Origin of the sequence: Nostoc sp. NMS9 (assembly GCF_017114995.1) — a bacterium.
Lineage (GTDB): Bacteria > Cyanobacteriota > Cyanobacteriia > Cyanobacteriales > Nostocaceae > Nostoc.
This window is the reverse complement of sequence record NZ_JABXKL010000067.1, coordinates 1-17,885: the sequence shown is the minus strand read 5'-3', so window position 1 is coordinate 17,885 and position 17,885 is coordinate 1. Positions and strand designations below refer to the sequence as shown.

Sequence of the window (17,885 nt, the reverse complement as noted above, 5' to 3'; positions counted from 1 at the left end):
TTCTAGCGGATTTTACGGCCGAGTATTAACGGAACACACTTGAGAAGATATTATTAAGCTTTCTCATTCAAATGTCAAGATTTTATGAACTACTTCCCCAAAGTTTGCCATTAGATATCGCTACTTCCCTTAAATTCTCAGGCTGTGCTTCTAAATTTTTGTCGCCAAAATGCTGATTCATCAAGGCTGGAACCTGTGCAGCTTGAATTCGGCTATGGCGGGTTTTATCTGGCATTACTAAATTCGGCCCAGCTTTACAGTTCTTCATACAACCAGTGCCCTTGATTGTAACTTGGTCTTCTAAACCGCGATCGCTTAAAGCCGCCTCCAACGCCTGACAAACTGCTTTACCACCGCGTTTCATACAATCAGACTTTTGACACACCAAAATCGTGGCCTTAGTCTTAGCTGGTTTTACTTTGACATTATCAATAGACGAAGGTTCTTGTGGTGCTGCGATGGTTTGAATTGTTGCTGTTTGAGAAGGCGCCGCCATCACACGTTCAGCTTTCAGTGTAACTTTGTCTTTTTTTATATCGTATTCTTTATAACCAACAACTTGTAGCCAAGTACCTGCTGGTAGCCGCATGTCAAAAGCAGCCCGTAAATGTTTAGCGAGTTTAACGTAGCATTCACCCTCATGAGTCGCCAGCACTAAACCTTTCAGCTTATAGCCATCTTTAATAACAAAATCTATAAATCTGCCCTCAAGGCAAAATTCTGATACTTCCATATTCTGAGATGCACCCATTTTTAACCTCCTTTTAATTAATACAAGCTATCAAGCAAGATATTCTCAGCAGCTAAAAAAAAATTAGAACTGTTGGTAGCGACTTTTCCAGCAACACTCAAGAGTCCAAATCTGGTCTTGACGAGGGGCTGTAAATCGCCGTACTACACTCCAAAGTTGAACAGCCGCAGTCAGATTGCTAATTTCAACTTTTAATGGCTGGTTAGCCGCACAACTACAGGGAATGTCTAACTCCTCTAGACGTTGATAGACTTGCCAGCGGTCTACCCAATTCACCTCTACAAGGTGGTTTATTTGTATTTCTGAACTATACGATTTCAAGAGAATTGCCCTCAAAGTGCAACAAACTTGCAGTAACTACCGCCATTTAACTCCCTGCTTTTTGAAAGTCTTAGTAGTCTAGTGTCTTAAAACCAGCATACCTTAAGTGCAAAGAATTCTCATTAATTTTGGAAAAAAAATAAAATTCTTGCAATCATCTCATGAGGGAGATTAGGGAGATGACGAGGAGTATCAGGGCAAAGAGGCATTTACTCCCCCATTTCTCCTCACTCCCCTCGGAATATATGCCCACTTAACTTTTCATGTCAACAGTAATGAGAAATATACATAACTTGATGAGCGTACGATAATCCAGCAAACAATAAACTTAAGACTTTTAGTAAACAAAAATACAAAATCTTGTGATGGCAAATTGGCTTGCTCTGATTGTGAAAATGTTAATATGTAAAGAATGAGCAGTTAAAATCTATAATTGCTAAATAGCGAGGAGAACAATGTCTGAAACGCAAACTTTGTTACGGAATTTTGGTCATGTATATGACAATCCTGTGTTGCTGGATCACAGCGTAACAGCTCCAGTTACAGAAGGATTTAACGTTGTATTAGCTAGTTTCCAGGCACTGTACTTGCAGTACCAAAAGCATCATTTTGTAGTTGAAGGCTCAGAATTTTATTCTCTGCATGAGTTTTTTAACGAAAGCTACAACCAAGTACAAGACCACGTTCATGAAATTGGAGAACGTTTGGATGGACTGGGTGGTGTGCCAGTAGCTACCTTCAGCAAATTAGCAGAATTAACCTGTTTTGAGCAAGAATCTGAAGGCGTATATTCCTCTCGCCAAATGGTGGAAAATGACCTAGCTGCCGAACAAGCAATCATTGGCGTAATTCGTCGTCAAGCCGCTCAGGCAGAGAGTTTAGGCGATCGGGGCACACGCTATCTGTACGAAAAGATTTTGTTGAAAACTGAGGAACGTGCGTATCATTTATCTCACTTCCTCGCCAAAGACAGCTTAACTTTAGGGTTTGTCCAAGCAGCTCAAAGCTGAAATTCTCATAATCTAGATTTGTCTACCTAGACTGAAAGAAAAAGTTGGCAGCACCAACTATTAAAATATTATAAAAAATGGCAGAGAATGGTATCCCTATTTCTCTGCCATTTTTAATCTAAGTAAACATATTTATATAATATTTAACGTTGAAAATATTTATCAATTAGCTAGTTAAGATAAATTTTTATCTAAGTAATCTATTTGTGCATAAATAAGCAGACAGATATATACCAAAATAAATCATCATTTATTGCAAGGTTCATCAGATCAAATAATAAAGATTCGCAAAAGCTTTAGAAAGTTGAGCATCATAATTAAATAAAATTAGGAATACAAAATAATTGTTGGGCATTGGGCATTGGGCATTGGGGATTGGGCATTGGTTATTAATTATTCTCCCCTGCTCCCCTGCTGACCCACTCCCTTCCTGTCATCAAACTTAGAAAACTTAATAATAAAATAATAAAAAGCACCAGAGGGGGTAAAGACCCTTAAAATGATCAGGATTTGTATTCTCGTATTCCAAGGCAACGACTATGCCCCGCCGTGACGACCTCCAGAAGATTCTACTGTTAGGTTCTGGTCCAATTGTGATCGGACAAGCCTGTGAGTTTGACTACTCTGGCACTCAAGCCTGCAAAGCGCTCCGAGAAGAAGGTTATGAAGTGGTTTTGGTCAACTCTAACCCTGCAACGATTATGACCGACCCGGAAACGGCCGATCGCACTTACATTGAGCCGCTAACTCCAGAATTGGTCGAAAAAGTCATCGAAAAAGAACGCCCCGATGCTCTACTACCGACGATGGGAGGACAAACCGCCCTCAATCTCGCCGTTGCTTTAGCCAAAAATGGCGTGTTGGAAAAGTACGGCGTTGAGTTAATCGGCGCGAAACTACCAGCGATCGAAAAAGCCGAAGATCGAAAACTGTTTGGTGATGCAATGGCAAGGATTGGGATAGCTGTTTGTCCCAGCGATACAGCCGAATCTTTAGAAGAAGCCAAAGCTGTTGCCCGCCAAATTGGTACTTATCCCCTAATTATTCGTCCAGCTTTCACAATGGGTGGAAGTGGCGGCGGTATTGCCTACAACCAAGAAGAATTTGAAGAAATGGCACAGGTAGGTATAGATGCTAGCCCTGTTTCGCAAATTCTCATTGACCAGTCTTTACTCGGCTGGAAAGAATATGAACTCGAAGTGATGCGTGACTTGGCAGATAACGTGGTGATTATCTGTTCCATCGAAAACCTTGACCCGATGGGCATCCACACCGGAGACTCGATTACCGTTGCTCCCGCGCAAACCCTCACTGATAAAGAATATCAAAGGCTGCGGGATATGGCAATTAAAATCATCCGCGAGATTGGTGTGGAAACTGGCGGTTCTAATATCCAGTTTGCTGTTAATCCGCTTAATGGGGATGTGGTTGTAATTGAGATGAACCCCCGTGTTTCCCGCAGTTCAGCTTTATCTTCCAAAGCCACGGGTTTCCCCATTGCCAAAATGGCCGCAAAATTGGCTGTGGGCTACACCTTGGATGAAATTAAAAATGACATCACCAAGAAAACTCCTGCATCCTTTGAGCCGACAATTGACTATGTGGTGACAAAAATCCCCCGCTTCGCCTTTGAAAAGTTCCCCGGTTCCGACCCAGTGCTGACAACCCAAATGAAATCTGTCGGGGAAGCAATGGCAATTGGGCGGACGTTTAACGAATCCTTCCAAAAGGCACTGCGATCGCTCGAAACCGGACGCGCTGGTTGGGGTTGCGACAAAGCCGAAAAATTACCCAGTGGTGAACAAATTCGCGCCCAACTGCGGACACCTAACCCCGATCGCATTTTCTCCGTGCGCCATGCCTTGCAACTAGGAATTAGTGCTGAGGAAATCTATGAACTGACTGGTATTGACCCGTGGTTCCTAGATAAATTTCAGCAACTGCTAGATGTCGAGAAATTTCTCAAGCGGACACCTTTACAGCAATTGACAAAAGAGCAACTTTATGAAGTGAAGCGGGACGGATATAGCGATCGCCAGATTGCTTACGCCACCAAAACCACTGAAGATGAAGTTCGCGCCTACCGCAAGTCATTAGGAATCATCCCAGTTTATAAAACCGTAGATACCTGCGCCGCTGAGTTTGAAGCATTTACCCCTTACTATTATTCTAGCTACGAAGAGGAAACAGAAGTTTTGCCAGCAACCAAACCAAAAGTATTAATTTTGGGTGGTGGCCCCAACCGCATTGGGCAGGGAATTGAGTTTGATTATTGTTGTTGTCATGCCGCCTATGCTTTGAAGAAAGCGGGCTATGAGACAATTATGGTCAACTCTAACCCAGAGACAGTTTCCACAGATTACGATACCAGCGATCGCCTTTACTTTGAGCCTTTAACAAAAGAAGATGTCCTTAACATCATCGAAACTGAAAATCCAGTTGGGGTGATAATCCAGTTTGGCGGACAAACACCGCTGAAGTTGGCTATCCCATTACAAGAGTTTCTTAACAATGACACATCAGGACTGCTCACTAAAATTTGGGGTACATCACCCGATTCCATAGACATGGCAGAAAACCGGGAACGGTTTGAAAAGATTCTCCAAGAGTTGAATATTTCACAACCGCCCAATGGTATTGCCCGGACTTACGAAGATGCGCTGATTGTCGCCAAACGCATTGGCTATCCGGTGGTGGTGCGTCCTAGCTATGTGTTGGGGGGACGGGCGATGGAAATCGTCTATTCCGATACTGAGTTGGAACGCTACATGACCTTTGCGGTACTAGTAGAACCAGAACATCCGATTTTGATTGATAAGTTTTTGGAAAACGCGATTGAAGTCGATGTTGATGCGATCGCCGATCATACAGGAAGGGTGGTGATTGGTGGCATCATGGAACACATCGAACAAGCAGGGATTCACTCAGGAGATTCCGCTTGTTCCTTACCTTCCATTTCCCTATCACCAGCAGTTCTCAATCAGATTCGCACTTGGACGATACAGCTAGCACAAGCATTGTCTGTCGTAGGGTTGATGAATATTCAATTTGCTGTTGTGGGCGCAAGCAGCTATTCTCCCCAAGTTTACATTCTAGAAGCTAACCCGCGCGCTTCCCGCACAGTGCCATTTGTATCTAAAGCTACGGGTGTGCAGTTAGCGAAACTAGCATCCTTAATTATGTCGGGCAAAACCTTAGAGGAGCTAAATTTTACAGAGGAAGTCATTCCCACACATATTGCTGTAAAAGAAGCTGTATTACCCTTTAATAAATTCCCAGGAACTGATACAATATTGGGCCCAGAAATGAGATCCACTGGTGAGGTGATGGGGATTGACAGCGACTTTGGCCGTGCCTTTGCCAAAGCGGAAATGGGTGCTGGGGAGCGTTTACCGTTAACGGGAACTGTATTTGTATCAATGAGCGATCGCGATAAAGCTGCTGCAAGTGGTGTGGTGAAGGAATTTATCGATTTGGGCTTTACAGTGATGGCTACCCTTGGTACACGCCGAGTTCTTCTGGAACAGGGGTTAAATATTGAATTAGTGTTAAAACTCCATGAAGGTCGTCCCCACGTCCTAGATGCGATCAAAAACCAGAAAATCCAACTTATTATCAACACACCATCAGGGGAAGAAGCCCAGACTGATGCTAGGTTAATCCGCCGCACAGCCTTAGCTTACAAAATTCCCATCATTACTACCATAGCCGGTGCAAAAGCTACCGTCGCCGCCATCCGTTCCTTACAAAATACGACTTTGGATGTAAAAACTATCCAAGAGTACTGCCCGATCGCTAGAGAGTAGGGGAGCAGGGAAGCAGGGGAGCAGGGGAGACAAGGGGAATAACTACACCCAATGCCCCATGCCCCATGCCCAATTCCCCATTTACAATTCCCAATTCCCAGAAAAAATTAAACAATTGTTAGAAGAGAATGAATATAGTTCTCATTGAGATACTTTAACAAATATGAGGAAAATTATTTGAACCAGATCATTTCTTAAATTGACTTTTAGTCAGCCTTAAGATAGAGGGCAACGTTAGATGAACTGGAAAAACCAGGAAATTTCATGTCGCCATCTAGCCAAAATCTTCTCATAAATGTTACAATTATTAATAGGACTTGCATAAAAAATGTTTAAAAAGCAACCTTTTATCTAACTGTAGATACTTGTGAAAAGTAGGAAATAACTGTAGTTTTAGCAGTTAAGAAGCCTAAATTTGATTATTATGAGCAGCCGAGTTTCTCAGGCGCGTAAGTTGCAAACCATAGCATAGGTTCCCAGTCTGACTGGGTAGCACCCTAATAAATAAAGAAAGCATCTATCCCTTAATGACCCTACCGCCAACCCCATCATTACCAAAGAGTAGCGCCATGAAGACCGCTCAGACAGCCACAGACCTCGTGCGGACTTACCTGCGTGAGATTGGCCGTGTGCCACTCTTAACCCACGAGGAAGAGATTTTCTATGGTAAACAGGTGCAACGTTCCTGTGCTTTGCACGAATCAAGGGAATCTCTTGCCACGCAGCTAGGTCATCAACCGACTCTAGAAGAGTGGGCCACAGCAACAAACCTAGAACCAGCAGAGTTGAACGAAGCGATCGCAGATGGTGAAATTGCCAAGCGCAAGATGGTAGAAGCCAATTTGCGGCTGGTAGTCTCCGTTGCCAAAAAATACATCAAGCGCAACGTCGATTTACTGGACTTGATCCAAGAAGGTAGTATCGGTATGCAACGGGGTGTAGAAAAGTTTGACCCCACCAAAGGGTACAGATTTTCTACTTATGCCTATTGGTGGATTCGGCAAGCTATTACTCGTGCTATAGCCGAAAAAGCTCGTACAATTCGGTTGCCGATCCATATCACTGAAAAATTAAATAAGATTAAAAAGGCACAGCGCCAATTGTCTCAAAAGTTGGGACGCGCTCCTACGGCTGGGGAGCTAGCTCAAGAATTAGAATTGACGCCCAAACAAGTGCGAGAGTATTTAGAAAAGGCGCGTTTGCCTCTTTCCTTGGATTTGCGGCTGGGTGATAACTACGACACCGAACTCGGAGAAATGCTGGAAGATCCAGGGGCTTCTCCCGAAGAGTTTGTTATGCAATCTTCCCTATCTTATGACTTAGATCGCCTAATGGGCGATCTCACGCCACAACAGAGGGAAGTAATCACGCTGCGCTTTGGCTTAACTGATGGACAAGCCCTGACTCTGGCTAGAATTGGTGAAATATTGAACATCAGTCGAGAACGAGTCCGACAAATTGAACGGGAAGCCTTAAGCAAACTTCGCAAGTCTAAAGCCAATATGGATGAATATTTGGCAAGTTAGAAGTTAGGAGTGATGAGTTTGTAATTAACTCCCCACTCCTCACCTATTTATTGGGGTGAGAAAATACGCTGACTTTGGTACGGTTACACCTACTTCCACTCTTACGTTAGGCTGTTACATTAGTTGACAGGAAGACAAAATAACTAAGTCAAATCCAAAACAGACATTTAATATTCAAATCACAAGCACCGCAGCTAATAGTGGTAGTTAAGGAGCTAAAAAATGAGTAACCCATCCAATCGTGTCTCAGAATTTTTTAATAGCGAATCAGAAACTAACGATTTACTCTGGCAGTACGTTAAATCCTTGAGTCCAGAGGCAGTTACCCAGCTATCCAAACCCACGTCTGCCGAAGTGTTTCAGGTGATGGAACGGAATATTACAGGACTATTAGGTAATCTACCTTCAGAACACTTTGGTGTTACTGTAACCACAAACCGGGAAAATCTAGGTAGGCTTCTTGCTTCTGCGATGATTAGTGGTTATTTCTTGCGTAACGCTGAACAGAGAATGAATTTTGAAATGGCTCTACAAGGATCTGAAACCGACAACAGCGAAATTGACTAGAAATGTAAAATTTGGGAAATTAAATCAATATTGTTGGGCTGATAGCTAGTCATAGTTACGGCGATACGAATTGAAAATAAGTCTCTGCGAAATCTTTGCCGCTAATTCCCGATTATACATCAGCTAAGTTTTTTAAAATATCCAAAATAGTGACGAATTCAGGTTGAAATTTCAACGCATAGGCGCTTCTCTACGAGACGCTACGCGAACGCCTTCCCGCAGGGTAGGAACGCTGAGGTTGGCGCAGAGGAACGCGGAGTCTTTGATTTCGCTTCTCTGTGAACTCCTGTAATTTTGTGATTAATTCAATCAATTATATGATGTCAGGGTAGTTAGTCATAACTCTCCAACCGATGCAGAAAGCCAGAAAATTCCTCCCCTCTAAGCCTCTACGGTCTGAATAATAAGTTTTTAACCAGACACGATATTAGAGGTGTATTTATAAATGATTAATGCACATTTGTGGATAAACGAACAGTGCTAGATGACCTTTACAATAAGTAAATCAAAACTCGGCAGAGTTACAACTAGTCTGCCGAGTTTTGTTATTAGTCAAGAGTCAAAATTCAGGAATTCTTTCCCTACTCCCTACTCCCCATTCAATTATGAGTGAAACCAGTTCTTTCCCACCCCATAAAATCATCGGTGTTGCAGTAATTTGGAATGACCAAAAGCAAATTTTAATTGACCGTCGTCGTCCAGAAGGAGCGATGGGTGGTTTATGGGAATTTCCTGGTGGTAAAATAGAGCCTGGTGAAACCATTCAAGAATGTATCCAACGGGAAATTTACGAAGAACTGGGAATAGTAATTGAAGTGGGAGAGCATCTGATTACTATTGAACACAGTTATACAAACTTGCGCGTTACCCTCACAGTACATCATTGCCGCCATGTTACAGGTATCCCTCAACCTTTGGAATCCGATGAAATTCGCTGGGTAACTTTGGAAGAACTGGAGCAGTTTAGTTTTCCTAAAGCAAATACTCAAATTATTGCTGCATTAAAAGGGATTGGGGAGTAGGAAAGAAGCAGAGGGAGCAGAGGAAAATAATTAATAACCAATCCCCAATGCCCAATGCCCAATGCCCAATTCCCAATTTCTAATGACTAATCCCGTAACAATCTATTAATTGCATCAGGTTGAGTCCCGCAATTTTCTACAATAGGCGCAGGGACTTTGATTTGAGGTGTCAGCAAATAAATGCCTAAAACCGTTGCCGATGTGATGAGCCGCGATCCTATTGTTGTCCGGGAGGAAACTCCACTCAAGGAAGCTATCCAAATTCTCGCAGAACGCCATATCAGCGGACTACCTGTTGTGGACGATCTCGGTAAATTGGTGGGCATTATCTCGGAAACCGATTTGATGTGGCAAGAAACTGGTGTTACTCCACCTGCGTACATTATGTTTCTTGATAGTGTTATCTATTTAAAAAATCCTGCTACGTATGACCGTGATTTGCATAAGGCTCTAGGGCAAACCGTCGGGGAGGTGATGAGTAAAAACCCGATCGCTATTTCCCCTGACAAAACTTTAAAAGAAGCAGCTACAATCATGCACGATCGCAGTGTTCATCGCTTGCCAGTACTTGAGGGCACGGGTCAAGTAATTGGTATCCTCACTCGTGGTGATATTATTCGGGCTATGGCAGCAAGTCAAGATTAGTCAAAAATAGAGACGCGATTAATCGCGTCTGTACAAAAGCCAAAAGTAGAGACGCGATTAATCGCGTCTGTCTTTTTTATACATTTGAAAATCAAGGATAACTAAATGAGTATTACTCCGGAGTCTGTTAAGCAATTGCTCAGTTCTGAGGATTTAGGCGATCGCTTACGTGCAGTAAATCAAATCCGCCAATTGGAACCTGCGGTTGGCTTTGAATTAATTCAAAGTGCTATTGGCGATCGCAATTCCCGTGTCCGTTACTCAGCGGTGAGTCAAATGGATACACTTGGAACCCAAGATTTACAGTTATCCTTAGATATCTTGCGCGATCGCTTACTTCATGACTCCGAAGTAGATGTACAAGCAGCAGCAGCAGACTGTTTGGGCGCTCTGAAGTTACGTGAAGCTTTTGAAGATTTACAGCAGCTTTATCATACAACCAGTGAATGGCTAATACAATTCAGTATTATTGCTACATTGGGAGAGTTGGGCGATCCGCGAGCCTTTGAATTACTCAAAGAGGCACTCTCATCAGAAAACGAGTTAGTTCAAACTGCTGCTATTAGTTCTTTGGGTGACTTGGGAGATGTACAAGCAGTTCCTCTGTTGGCTCCCTATGCTACCAATCCAGATTGGCAAATTCGTTACAGACTTGTACAAGCCTTGGCTCGTTTGGGTAATCCAGAAGCCAAATCTATATTAGAAATTTTGGCTAATGATGAAGTAGATGCGATCGCAAGCGAAGCCAAAAATTCTTTGCAGTCAGTCTGAGTTCGTCTTTCTAGGAATAGTTAACTTGACTTTTCCATAGAATTACCGAAACTGGAAAAGTCGTTTTCAATAAAGTTTTTCTTGGAAATAATTAAAGGTTCGCAGTAATCGCTAAATTACTACGAACCAAAACCTATAACACTTCATTGAAAACCGATATAATTGGATAGATTTTGTACAGGGTGGTAGTCTTTACAATTGTTCTACCACCTTTTTTCTCAGCAATTTATCTGCTGGATATTTTTCATTAATTAGCCAGAGTTTTGCGACGGCGAGACATAGTCATGACTGCACCTACTGCACCCAAGCCTAGTATTGTTGTTGGCTCAGGAACGGATTGTGAGATAGCATCTATTTGAAACTCATAGCGCCCAGGACGAGTATTATTTGTGTTCTTCTGAAGTGCATTAATCGAGCCATCGCCTACAGCATTTACACCATTATAGAAGGTTCCTAAAACTGAAAAGGCATCTATACTGGTAGTATACGACCCAGAACCAGGACTAGTTTCTTGCCTTCTCCTAGTAATATTAGATATACTAGTTGCCTTAAACTTGATCCCATTATCAAAAGTAAGGAACGGATCAACTACTGAACTCATATCAACTTTGTACAAAGCTGATGTAGAGCTTAGGACTGAAAGTTGATTTAATATTAAGCTGTAAGGATCGGCGTTACCTACCGTAACATTAGTCACACCATTAAATATACCATCTGCAAACGATACATCTGCTGGATTATCAAATTTGAGTACTTCAGTCGTTGGAGTGTTCTGTGTTTTATTCTGAAATATCAAATTTCCGTCGAAAGTGGCACTTCCAATAATAGCTGCTTGTGCAGAACCAGCAGATGTAAACATCCCAGCAGTAGCCAAGGGGATTGCAAAAGTAGCAGCCAGAGTCGCGTTTACTAATTTAGATTTTAAACTAATCATGGTCGTTTGATAGTCCTAACAATAATATGGAACAGAGAAATTGATTGCTTAACTTTTACTATCAGTAATCTATTTAAAATACTGTCAGTGAAAGCGAAACTTGTGTGATGTATTTCTTATCTCCATAGAATCACATAGACTTAGAATCGGCAATATTTACTGAGTGGTCTTCATTACATCTTCAACTAGTAAATCGTCTTCATAAAGTTTTAATTTATTACATATCTGCGCTTCGTATATCTCTGACTCTTTAGTGTTTAAATTATTGGCAATAGTTATAACTTGAAGAAAAATTATTTACGTAACTAGATGGAAAATTGTCTGTTTTTAAACTATTTACTGCTAAACTACGTTTTAGATAAATGGAGTATGAATTGTATCTATAATCTTTCTAGTTACTAAATATTTAGTGAAACGGTTCCTCTCATAGAATAAATGGGAGGAACCGCTATATTTGTTTACTATAGATAGTCTTTTTGAATGTTTGTAACAAATAGCTAGTTGCTAGCTATTTGTTTTGTTCTCAAATCTGTGAGATTTTTCAAATGTTAAGAGCCATATACCTGTGGCCAGGTTGTCACAACAAAAACTACAACTGCAGCGATCGCTAACAATCCTTGAATTAAATTTCCAACCAAAGACCCGACTACAATTCCTATACCTGCTTTAACCGCCAACCTGAATTCACGTCGGTAAAGATACTCACCAATAATTGCTCCCAAAAGCGGGCCTAGTAAAATTCCTAAGAGTGGCCCCCCAAAAGGTAAAGTTGGCAATAATCCCAAAAATCCTACCACCAAACCAACAATTGCGCCAATTTGCCCCCACTTGCTAGCTCCAGCTTGTTTTGCTCCCACATAGCTAGCTAAAAAATCTACTCCGACACTGAGCAGTAAAACTATAATTGTCACAATTAGTGGAAGCTTGATAGCTGCAAAGGAACTACTAACGATTCCCCAGATGATAATTGCAATTAAAATTAAGCTGCTACCGGGAATGGCTGGAACTACAGCACCAATAATACCCACAACCATTACAGCAACTAATAGCCAATAAATAATTTGCATAGATCAATTGTAAACTTCCAAATTTTTTCATAGGGGCGTACATCTGCCATTGGTGTCAACTTAACGCGAAATGAGCGGTTAGAAACCGCGTCTACACAAACAAAACCCACCTCCGTGGGTTTAAAAACTTTGATTTTCCGTTAGTCCGCAGAGGCGGACTTTGCCTGTGTAGCCGCGAATTCCATTTGCCAAGGCTTAAGTTGACACGTATGCACATCTGGCGCCCCTACTGTTTATTCTATCTGGGTAAGATAGCGAAAAATGCCTAGTACAATGTGGTACAAGTTTGCCTAATGCTTCTAAACTGCTATTTAAAAGCTCAAAACCTATGACGAGAAAAATATTAACTGGACTAAGTTCGGAAGCATACGAACACCCCTTCGATCGCAAAGCCTTGGCTTCTTTGCAAAATATGCCCGGTGTCTCCTTGCTACTCAAAAAAATTAACGAATACGGTATCGATCGCCTACTTAGACTGCAAAGCCTTGGTAGTGAAATCAGAATTTCGCCCCGTAATTTTCCCGAATTACATCAAGCATTTGTAGAAACCTGCCAAATTCTTGATGTTGCTCCACTTCCTGAATTGTATCTATTTCGAGGCACAGGTCACATTCAAACCTACATTGTTGGCGTAGAAAAACCCCTTGTCGGTATCAATTTAGATGCAATGGAGTGGCTTGACGTAGATGAGTTGCTTTACGTTTTCGGACACGAAATCGCTCGTATCAAAAGTCAGCATATGGTTTATCACCAAATGGCAATTGTTATGCCAACGTTGAAAAATTTGTTGAGCAGTACCACACTAGGAGTCGGTGGCTTAGTAGCTGGCGGAATGGAACTAGGTTTGTATAATTGGCGGATGATGGCTAGGTTCACTGCTGATCGGGCTGCAATGCTTGCTTGTCAGGATATTGACGTAGCAACTACTACACTGATGAAACTCGCGGGTTTACCAGATGAGTACTTGACTAGTGCTGTAATTGAAGATTTCCTTGTCCAAGCCCGTGAGTTTGCATCCAATAACTTTGATAGTGTGGATAAAGTCACCAAAATATTAAGCTATACAGAATCTGGGCTTTCTTGGGTAGTTATGCGGGCTGGCGAGTTATTGAAATGGGTTGATTCAGGAGCTTATGATAATTTAATTCAACAGACAAATCTAAAGACACCGGAAGAACTAGAAGAAAAAGAAGGAAATACACCGCAAGAAAAGGAAGGTTGGAATTTTTTAACTTCTTGGTGATTGAATTTTAAGTTTTAGATTTTAGATTTAATTTTTAAATTTAAAATACGCTTATGACATTCAATGACTTGCTAATACCGATTAGCTGCGAGCTTGCTCCTAAACAAGGGGCTTAAGCCCCTTGTCTCACTAAAATTGGCTGACTTCTAAACTAGCTGACAACCTAAGTACTAAGAGTAACGGCTAACTTATCAGCAATTCCCGCAATCCAGTTTTCATCTTGTTTGGTGTAACTTCGAGGAGCATTTGCTCCCAAAATTAATGCACCTTGGTTGTCAATAGGTTGACAAATTACACCTTGAGTATTTTCTGGTAAATAATCAAATTCAAGCCTACCTGGATATATTTTTAGAGCAACTAAATAAATCGGTTTTTGTTTTTCGAGTACCTGTTTTAAGATTACTCCTGGCACAACTTCAGATTTAGTACCCAGAATCCCGCGACGCAACAAAACTTTACCTTGATAAAAAACCACAAGCGATCGCGTTACTGTGTTAGTCAACAATAAATGAGATGCCCAGGCTAGCTCTGTCTTTACGGATTCTGGTAAATCTGCTGCGAGTACAAAACCTTCTTCTCCAATTAGTTCTACAATATCAGGCGATCGCGGCTGAACTTGCTGCCAAATTAAACCCGTCAAAATTAACACCGCACTCAAAATCACGCCCACTACATCACCACGCGATTGAGACTGGGTTAATTCCGGTGTTAATAAACGGTTAATCAGTAAAAGCACAGCGCCTAGCCCACCCACAACAATGGGTAGACGCCGCAAAACTCGATTAGGATCAGGTTTAGTCATTAGAAATTGGGAATTGGGCATTGGTTATTAATTATTCTCCCCTGCTCCCCTGCTCCCTCATTTCCTCACTCCTCCCCTGGTTCAATAATCCGCTGGAAAAGATAACCAGTACCCCGTGCGGTGAGAATCAATTCTGGGTTACTAGGATCATCTTCCAACTTTGCCCGCAAACGTGATATATGCACATCTACTACGCGGGTATCTACATGACGTTCTGGTGTATAACCCCAAACTTCCTGCAAAATTTCCGAACGAGAAAAAGCTTCTCCAGAGCGACTGACTAACAACTCTAACAAGCTGAACTCCATACCCGTCAATCGAATGCGCTCATCGCCTTTGTAGACTTGTCGCTTATTCGTATCGATTTTAATATTAGCGACATGGATTACCCCAGAACTGGGAATTCCAGAAGCACCGTTTTTATCTACTCGCCTTAGCACAGAGCGAATCCGGGCTTCTAGCTCCTTGGGGGAAAATGGTTTAACTACATAGTCATCAGCACCCAATTCTAATCCCGTGATGCGATCGGCGACATCACCCAAGGCTGTTAGCATAATAATGGGGACATCTGATTCTTTTCGTAATTCTTGACATACACCATAGCCGTCTAGCTTTGGCATCATTACATCTAAAACTACCAGGTCAGGCTCTGTTTTGCGAAAAGTTTCCAAAGCTTCTTCCCCGTCGCCAGCTGTCACTACATCGTAGCCAATCATGGAAAGGCGTGTTTCCAAAATCCGGCGAATGCTGGCTTCGTCGTCTACCACCAAGATTTTTTCTTTATGGCTTTCCAAGTTTCTCTAGGCTCCTTGACTAAAAATTTACATGATTAATTTTTAATACCATAATATTAAGATATCATTCCATGAATTGATTTGGAAAAAGCTCTAAATACCACTATTATTAGTTTTTAGTTTTTTTCAAGAATTAAGTAAATATTAAGATTATTTAATAAGATTTAAGAATGGCAAAGCCAAAAACCTTTTTCACTTGTAATGAATGTGGAGCAGAATCGCCCCAGTGGTTTGGTAAGTGTCCAGCTTGTGGCACTTACAATTCTCTAGAAGAACAAATTTCTATTCAATCCTCAGTAGATGTACCCAGTCGGGGGGGAGTGAGTAGTTGGCAATCAGCTCAAGGCAATGGCAAATCTCACGGTAAGCCAGCTAAAGCGCGAGCCTCTTTAACATTTGATCAAATTACCGATCGCCAAATTGCCCGTTGGGAGTCTGGTTATGGAGAATTAGATCGAGTGCTTGGAGGTGGGGTTGTCCCTGGCTCTATGGTGCTGATTGGTGGCGATCCAGGTATTGGGAAATCGACTTTATTGTTGCAAGTATCTAATCAATTAGCACAGAAATACCGCATCCTTTACGTAACTGGTGAAGAATCGGGACAACAGGTAAAATTACGAGCTTCCCGCTTAGGAGTATCAAAACCTCTAAGTGTAGTTAGTGAGGGGAAGATTGAAGTAGTAGTAGATCCCGCACTTCCCATAGACCCTGACAGTATAGGTGCTGATTTATATGTACTGCCAGAAACAGATTTAGAAGAAATTTTACGGGAAATAGATTCTCTTAAACCAAATGTGGCGGTGATTGATAGTATCCAAACGGTGTTTTTTCCGGCGCTGACTTCTGCACCAGGTTCAGTAGCTCAGGTACGGGAATGTACCGCAGCCTTGATGAAGGTGGCGAAGCATGAAGATGTCACTATGCTGATTGTGGGACACGTCACCAAAGAAGGAGCGATCGCTGGGCCAAAAGTTTTAGAACATTTAGTCGATACAGTGTTGTATTTTGAAGGCGATCGCTTTGCCTCCCATCGGTTATTACGGACAGTCAAAAACCGCTTCGGCGCAACTCACGAAATCGGTATCTTTGAAATGGTGACAGATGGATTGCGAGAAGTCTCCAATCCCTCAGAGCTATTTTTAGGCAACCGTGACGATCCTGCTCCCGGTACTGCCATTGTCGTTGCTTGCGAAGGCACTCGCCCGATTGTTGTAGAATTGCAGGCTTTAGTGAGTCCTACCAGCTACCCTTCCCCTCGGCGGGCTGGAACTGGCGTAGACTACAACCGTCTAGTGCAAATTCTCGCCGTCTTAGAAAAACGAGTGGGAATTCCTATGTCAAAGTTAGATTCCTACGTTGCCTCTGCGGGTGGGTTGAATGTGGAAGAACCGGCGGTAGATTTGGGAATAGCGATCGCGATCGTAGCTAGTTTCCGCGATCGCATCGTCGATCCCGGTACAGTATTAATCGGTGAAGTTGGGCTAGGTGGACAAGTGCGATCGGTTTCCCAAATGGAACTGCGGTTGAAAGAAGCTGCTAAGTTGGGATTTAAACGAGCGATCGTGCCCAAAGGGACAAAATTTCCCGACTTGAATATTGAGATATTACCAGTATCTAAAGTCATAGATGCGATTATCGCCGCAATCCCGCATCAGGAATTGACAGCAGACGATTTAGAACCCGATGAAGATGAGTAACCATAGCCGCTTCGGGACTAGGTATTAGGAAAACAGTCCCTAATCCTTTTTACACACCAAAGGAAAACCGATCATGACAGCCCTCACCCAAGACTACCAAATCACTTGGGAAAAACTACCCGATGATTACAAACTCCCGGATGATCCAGTGGACAACATCAATCAACCAGCCTTAGCTGCTGCACTTACAGAAAGTCTACAATTATCCGGAAAAATTTCAGTTAATGCCTTAACTCCAACCAATTACGGTATTTGTGCCACCTTGAATGGCAGAATGGTCATCAAAGCTCCTGATTGGGCATACATACCTAATATTCGTGTTGAACGCGAAGAGGTAAAACGCAGTTACACTCCCCAGCTACAAGGAGAAATACCAGTAATTGTGATGGAATTTATTTCCGATACACAGGAGACAGAGTATTCTATCAAAGCGACATATCCCCCAGGAAAATGGTTTTTCTACGAGCGCATTTTAAAAGTGCCAAACTAGATTATCTTTGAGCCAGATAGCGGTAGTTTCGAGATGTATCGCTTAAAAAACACAGAACAGTACATTTTGCAAGAGCCTGATGAAAATAAACGCTACTGGATAGCAGAAATGAATCTTTACCTTGGAATGTGGCAAGGTACTCGTGAAAATCGCCCAGGAAAGTGGTTACGGTGGTGGGATGAACAAGGAAACCTTTTACCTTGGGGTTCTGAGTTAGCCCAACAGGAACGCGAACGCGCCGAACAGGAACGCGAACGCGCTGAACAAGAACGCCAACGTGCTGAACGACTAGCAGCACAATTGCGGGCGGCGGGAATTGAGCCAGAAGATTAGACTTCCTGTAAATAATTTAGGTTTGCTAGATTAGCAAAAAATTTGCTAATCTAACCTGAGTTCGGGTTAAAGGTAAGAAGGTAAAACCCAGTCTAGATGTAGGCTA

The 17,885-nt window shown here is 42.2% G+C and carries 15 protein-coding genes and 1 pseudogene; 10 read left to right on the top strand and 6 right to left on the bottom strand.

What is annotated here, in order from left to right; genetic code table 11:
• Positions 1-82 precede the first annotated feature (82 nt).
• Together HWQ40_RS20085 and HWQ40_RS20080 are read right to left on the bottom strand one after the other, a co-directional pair.
• Complete coding sequence (locus HWQ40_RS20085) at positions 83-751, bottom strand: (2Fe-2S) ferredoxin domain-containing protein (protein ID WP_292780877.1); 669 nt, start codon at positions 749-751, stop codon at positions 83-85.
• A gap of 63 nt (positions 752-814) precedes the next feature.
• Positions 815-1,072, bottom strand: a complete 258-nt coding sequence (locus tag HWQ40_RS20080) for an Asr1405/Asl0597 family protein (protein WP_292780874.1) — start codon at positions 1,070-1,072, stop codon at positions 815-817.
• Positions 1,073-1,527: 455 nt separating this feature from the next.
• Between HWQ40_RS20080 and HWQ40_RS20075 the strand changes: the two genes are divergently transcribed.
• From HWQ40_RS20075 to nblB, 7 genes are all read left to right on the top strand, one after another.
• Positions 1,528-2,082 (top strand): Dps family protein, encoded by a 555-nt coding sequence (locus tag HWQ40_RS20075; protein WP_194044835.1) that lies wholly within the window; start codon positions 1,528-1,530, stop codon positions 2,080-2,082.
• Between the two features lie 539 nt (positions 2,083-2,621).
• Entirely contained in the window at positions 2,622-5,888 is a 3,267-nt protein-coding gene (carB, locus tag HWQ40_RS20070; protein ID WP_292780871.1) for a carbamoyl-phosphate synthase large subunit, read from the top strand.
• Between the two features lie 569 nt (positions 5,889-6,457).
• Positions 6,458-7,414: an RNA polymerase sigma factor, RpoD/SigA family gene (locus tag HWQ40_RS20065; RefSeq protein WP_292780868.1), complete on the top strand. Its 957-nt coding sequence runs from the start codon at positions 6,458-6,460 to the stop codon at positions 7,412-7,414.
• 222 nt (positions 7,415-7,636) lie between these two features.
• The gene (locus tag HWQ40_RS20060) at positions 7,637-7,981 is read left to right on the top strand and encodes a DUF760 domain-containing protein (RefSeq protein ID WP_292780866.1); all 345 of its coding nucleotides are present in this window, start codon (positions 7,637-7,639) and stop codon (positions 7,979-7,981) included.
• 605 nt (positions 7,982-8,586) lie between these two features.
• Entirely contained in the window at positions 8,587-9,003 is a 417-nt protein-coding gene (gene mutT / locus HWQ40_RS20055; RefSeq protein WP_292780864.1) for an 8-oxo-dGTP diphosphatase MutT, read from the top strand.
• Positions 9,004-9,183: 180 nt separating this feature from the next.
• Positions 9,184-9,648, top strand: coding sequence for a CBS domain-containing protein (locus HWQ40_RS20050; RefSeq protein WP_292780861.1), 465 nt, complete (start codon positions 9,184-9,186; stop codon positions 9,646-9,648).
• 105 nt (positions 9,649-9,753) lie between these two features.
• The gene (gene nblB, locus HWQ40_RS20045) at positions 9,754-10,419 is read left to right on the top strand and encodes a phycobilisome degradation protein NblB (RefSeq protein WP_292780858.1); all 666 of its coding nucleotides are present in this window, start codon (positions 9,754-9,756) and stop codon (positions 10,417-10,419) included.
• A gap of 247 nt (positions 10,420-10,666) precedes the next feature.
• On the opposite strand, the gene HWQ40_RS20040 is transcribed toward nblB, so the two are convergent.
• Both HWQ40_RS20040 and HWQ40_RS20035 read right to left on the bottom strand, forming a co-directional pair.
• Positions 10,667-11,353: a PEP-CTERM sorting domain-containing protein gene (locus HWQ40_RS20040; protein WP_292780855.1), complete on the bottom strand. Its 687-nt coding sequence runs from the start codon at positions 11,351-11,353 to the stop codon at positions 10,667-10,669.
• 548 nt (positions 11,354-11,901) lie between these two features.
• Positions 11,902-12,420, bottom strand: coding sequence for a DUF456 domain-containing protein (locus HWQ40_RS20035; RefSeq protein WP_292780852.1), 519 nt, complete (start codon positions 12,418-12,420; stop codon positions 11,902-11,904).
• Between the two features lie 328 nt (positions 12,421-12,748).
• On the opposite strand from HWQ40_RS20035, the gene HWQ40_RS20030 reads away from it, so the two are divergent.
• Positions 12,749-13,663 carry a M48 family metallopeptidase gene (locus tag HWQ40_RS20030; RefSeq protein ID WP_292780849.1) on the top strand — a complete coding sequence of 305 codons (915 nt, stop codon included), beginning with the start codon at positions 12,749-12,751 and terminating at the stop codon, positions 13,661-13,663.
• 163 nt (positions 13,664-13,826) lie between these two features.
• Here HWQ40_RS20030 and HWQ40_RS20025 read toward each other — a convergent pair whose 3' ends face one another.
• Positions 13,827-14,465, bottom strand: coding sequence for a cofactor assembly of complex C subunit B (locus HWQ40_RS20025; protein WP_292780847.1), 639 nt, complete (start codon positions 14,463-14,465; stop codon positions 13,827-13,829).
• 65 nt (positions 14,466-14,530) lie between these two features.
• Complete coding sequence (gene rpaB, locus HWQ40_RS20020) at positions 14,531-15,259, bottom strand: response regulator transcription factor RpaB (RefSeq protein WP_012412029.1); 729 nt, start codon at positions 15,257-15,259, stop codon at positions 14,531-14,533.
• A 170-nt stretch (positions 15,260-15,429) separates the two neighbouring features.
• Here rpaB and radA point away from each other — a divergent pair, with 170 nt between their 5' ends.
• Both radA and HWQ40_RS20010 read left to right on the top strand, forming a co-directional pair.
• Complete coding sequence (gene radA / locus HWQ40_RS20015) at positions 15,430-16,956, top strand: DNA repair protein RadA (RefSeq protein ID WP_292780845.1); 1,527 nt, start codon at positions 15,430-15,432, stop codon at positions 16,954-16,956.
• Between the two features lie 73 nt (positions 16,957-17,029).
• Positions 17,030-17,779 (top strand): annotated as a pseudogene (locus HWQ40_RS20010) (Uma2 family endonuclease).
• The last annotated feature ends 106 nt before the right edge of the window (positions 17,780-17,885 follow it).

Coding starts and splice junctions, on each gene's coding strand:
- carB (WP_292780871.1), top strand. CDS start 2,622: ATGCCCCGCCGTGACGACCTCCAGAAGATTCTACTGTTAGGTTCTGGT.
- HWQ40_RS20030 (WP_292780849.1), top strand. CDS start 12,749: ATGACGAGAAAAATATTAACTGGACTAAGTTCGGAAGCATACGAACAC.
- radA (WP_292780845.1), top strand. CDS start 15,430: ATGGCAAAGCCAAAAACCTTTTTCACTTGTAATGAATGTGGAGCAGAA.
- HWQ40_RS20065 (WP_292780868.1), top strand. CDS start 6,458: ATGAAGACCGCTCAGACAGCCACAGACCTCGTGCGGACTTACCTGCGT.
- mutT (WP_292780864.1), top strand. CDS start 8,587: ATGAGTGAAACCAGTTCTTTCCCACCCCATAAAATCATCGGTGTTGCA.
- HWQ40_RS20040 (WP_292780855.1), bottom strand. CDS start 11,353: ATGATTAGTTTAAAATCTAAATTAGTAAACGCGACTCTGGCTGCTACT.
- HWQ40_RS20050 (WP_292780861.1), top strand. CDS start 9,184: ATGCCTAAAACCGTTGCCGATGTGATGAGCCGCGATCCTATTGTTGTC.
- HWQ40_RS20035 (WP_292780852.1), bottom strand. CDS start 12,420: ATGCAAATTATTTATTGGCTATTAGTTGCTGTAATGGTTGTGGGTATT.
- HWQ40_RS20085 (WP_292780877.1), bottom strand. CDS start 751: ATGGGTGCATCTCAGAATATGGAAGTATCAGAATTTTGCCTTGAGGGC.
- HWQ40_RS20075 (WP_194044835.1), top strand. CDS start 1,528: ATGTCTGAAACGCAAACTTTGTTACGGAATTTTGGTCATGTATATGAC.
- nblB (WP_292780858.1), top strand. CDS start 9,754: ATGAGTATTACTCCGGAGTCTGTTAAGCAATTGCTCAGTTCTGAGGAT.
- HWQ40_RS20060 (WP_292780866.1), top strand. CDS start 7,637: ATGAGTAACCCATCCAATCGTGTCTCAGAATTTTTTAATAGCGAATCA.
- HWQ40_RS20025 (WP_292780847.1), bottom strand. CDS start 14,465: ATGACTAAACCTGATCCTAATCGAGTTTTGCGGCGTCTACCCATTGTT.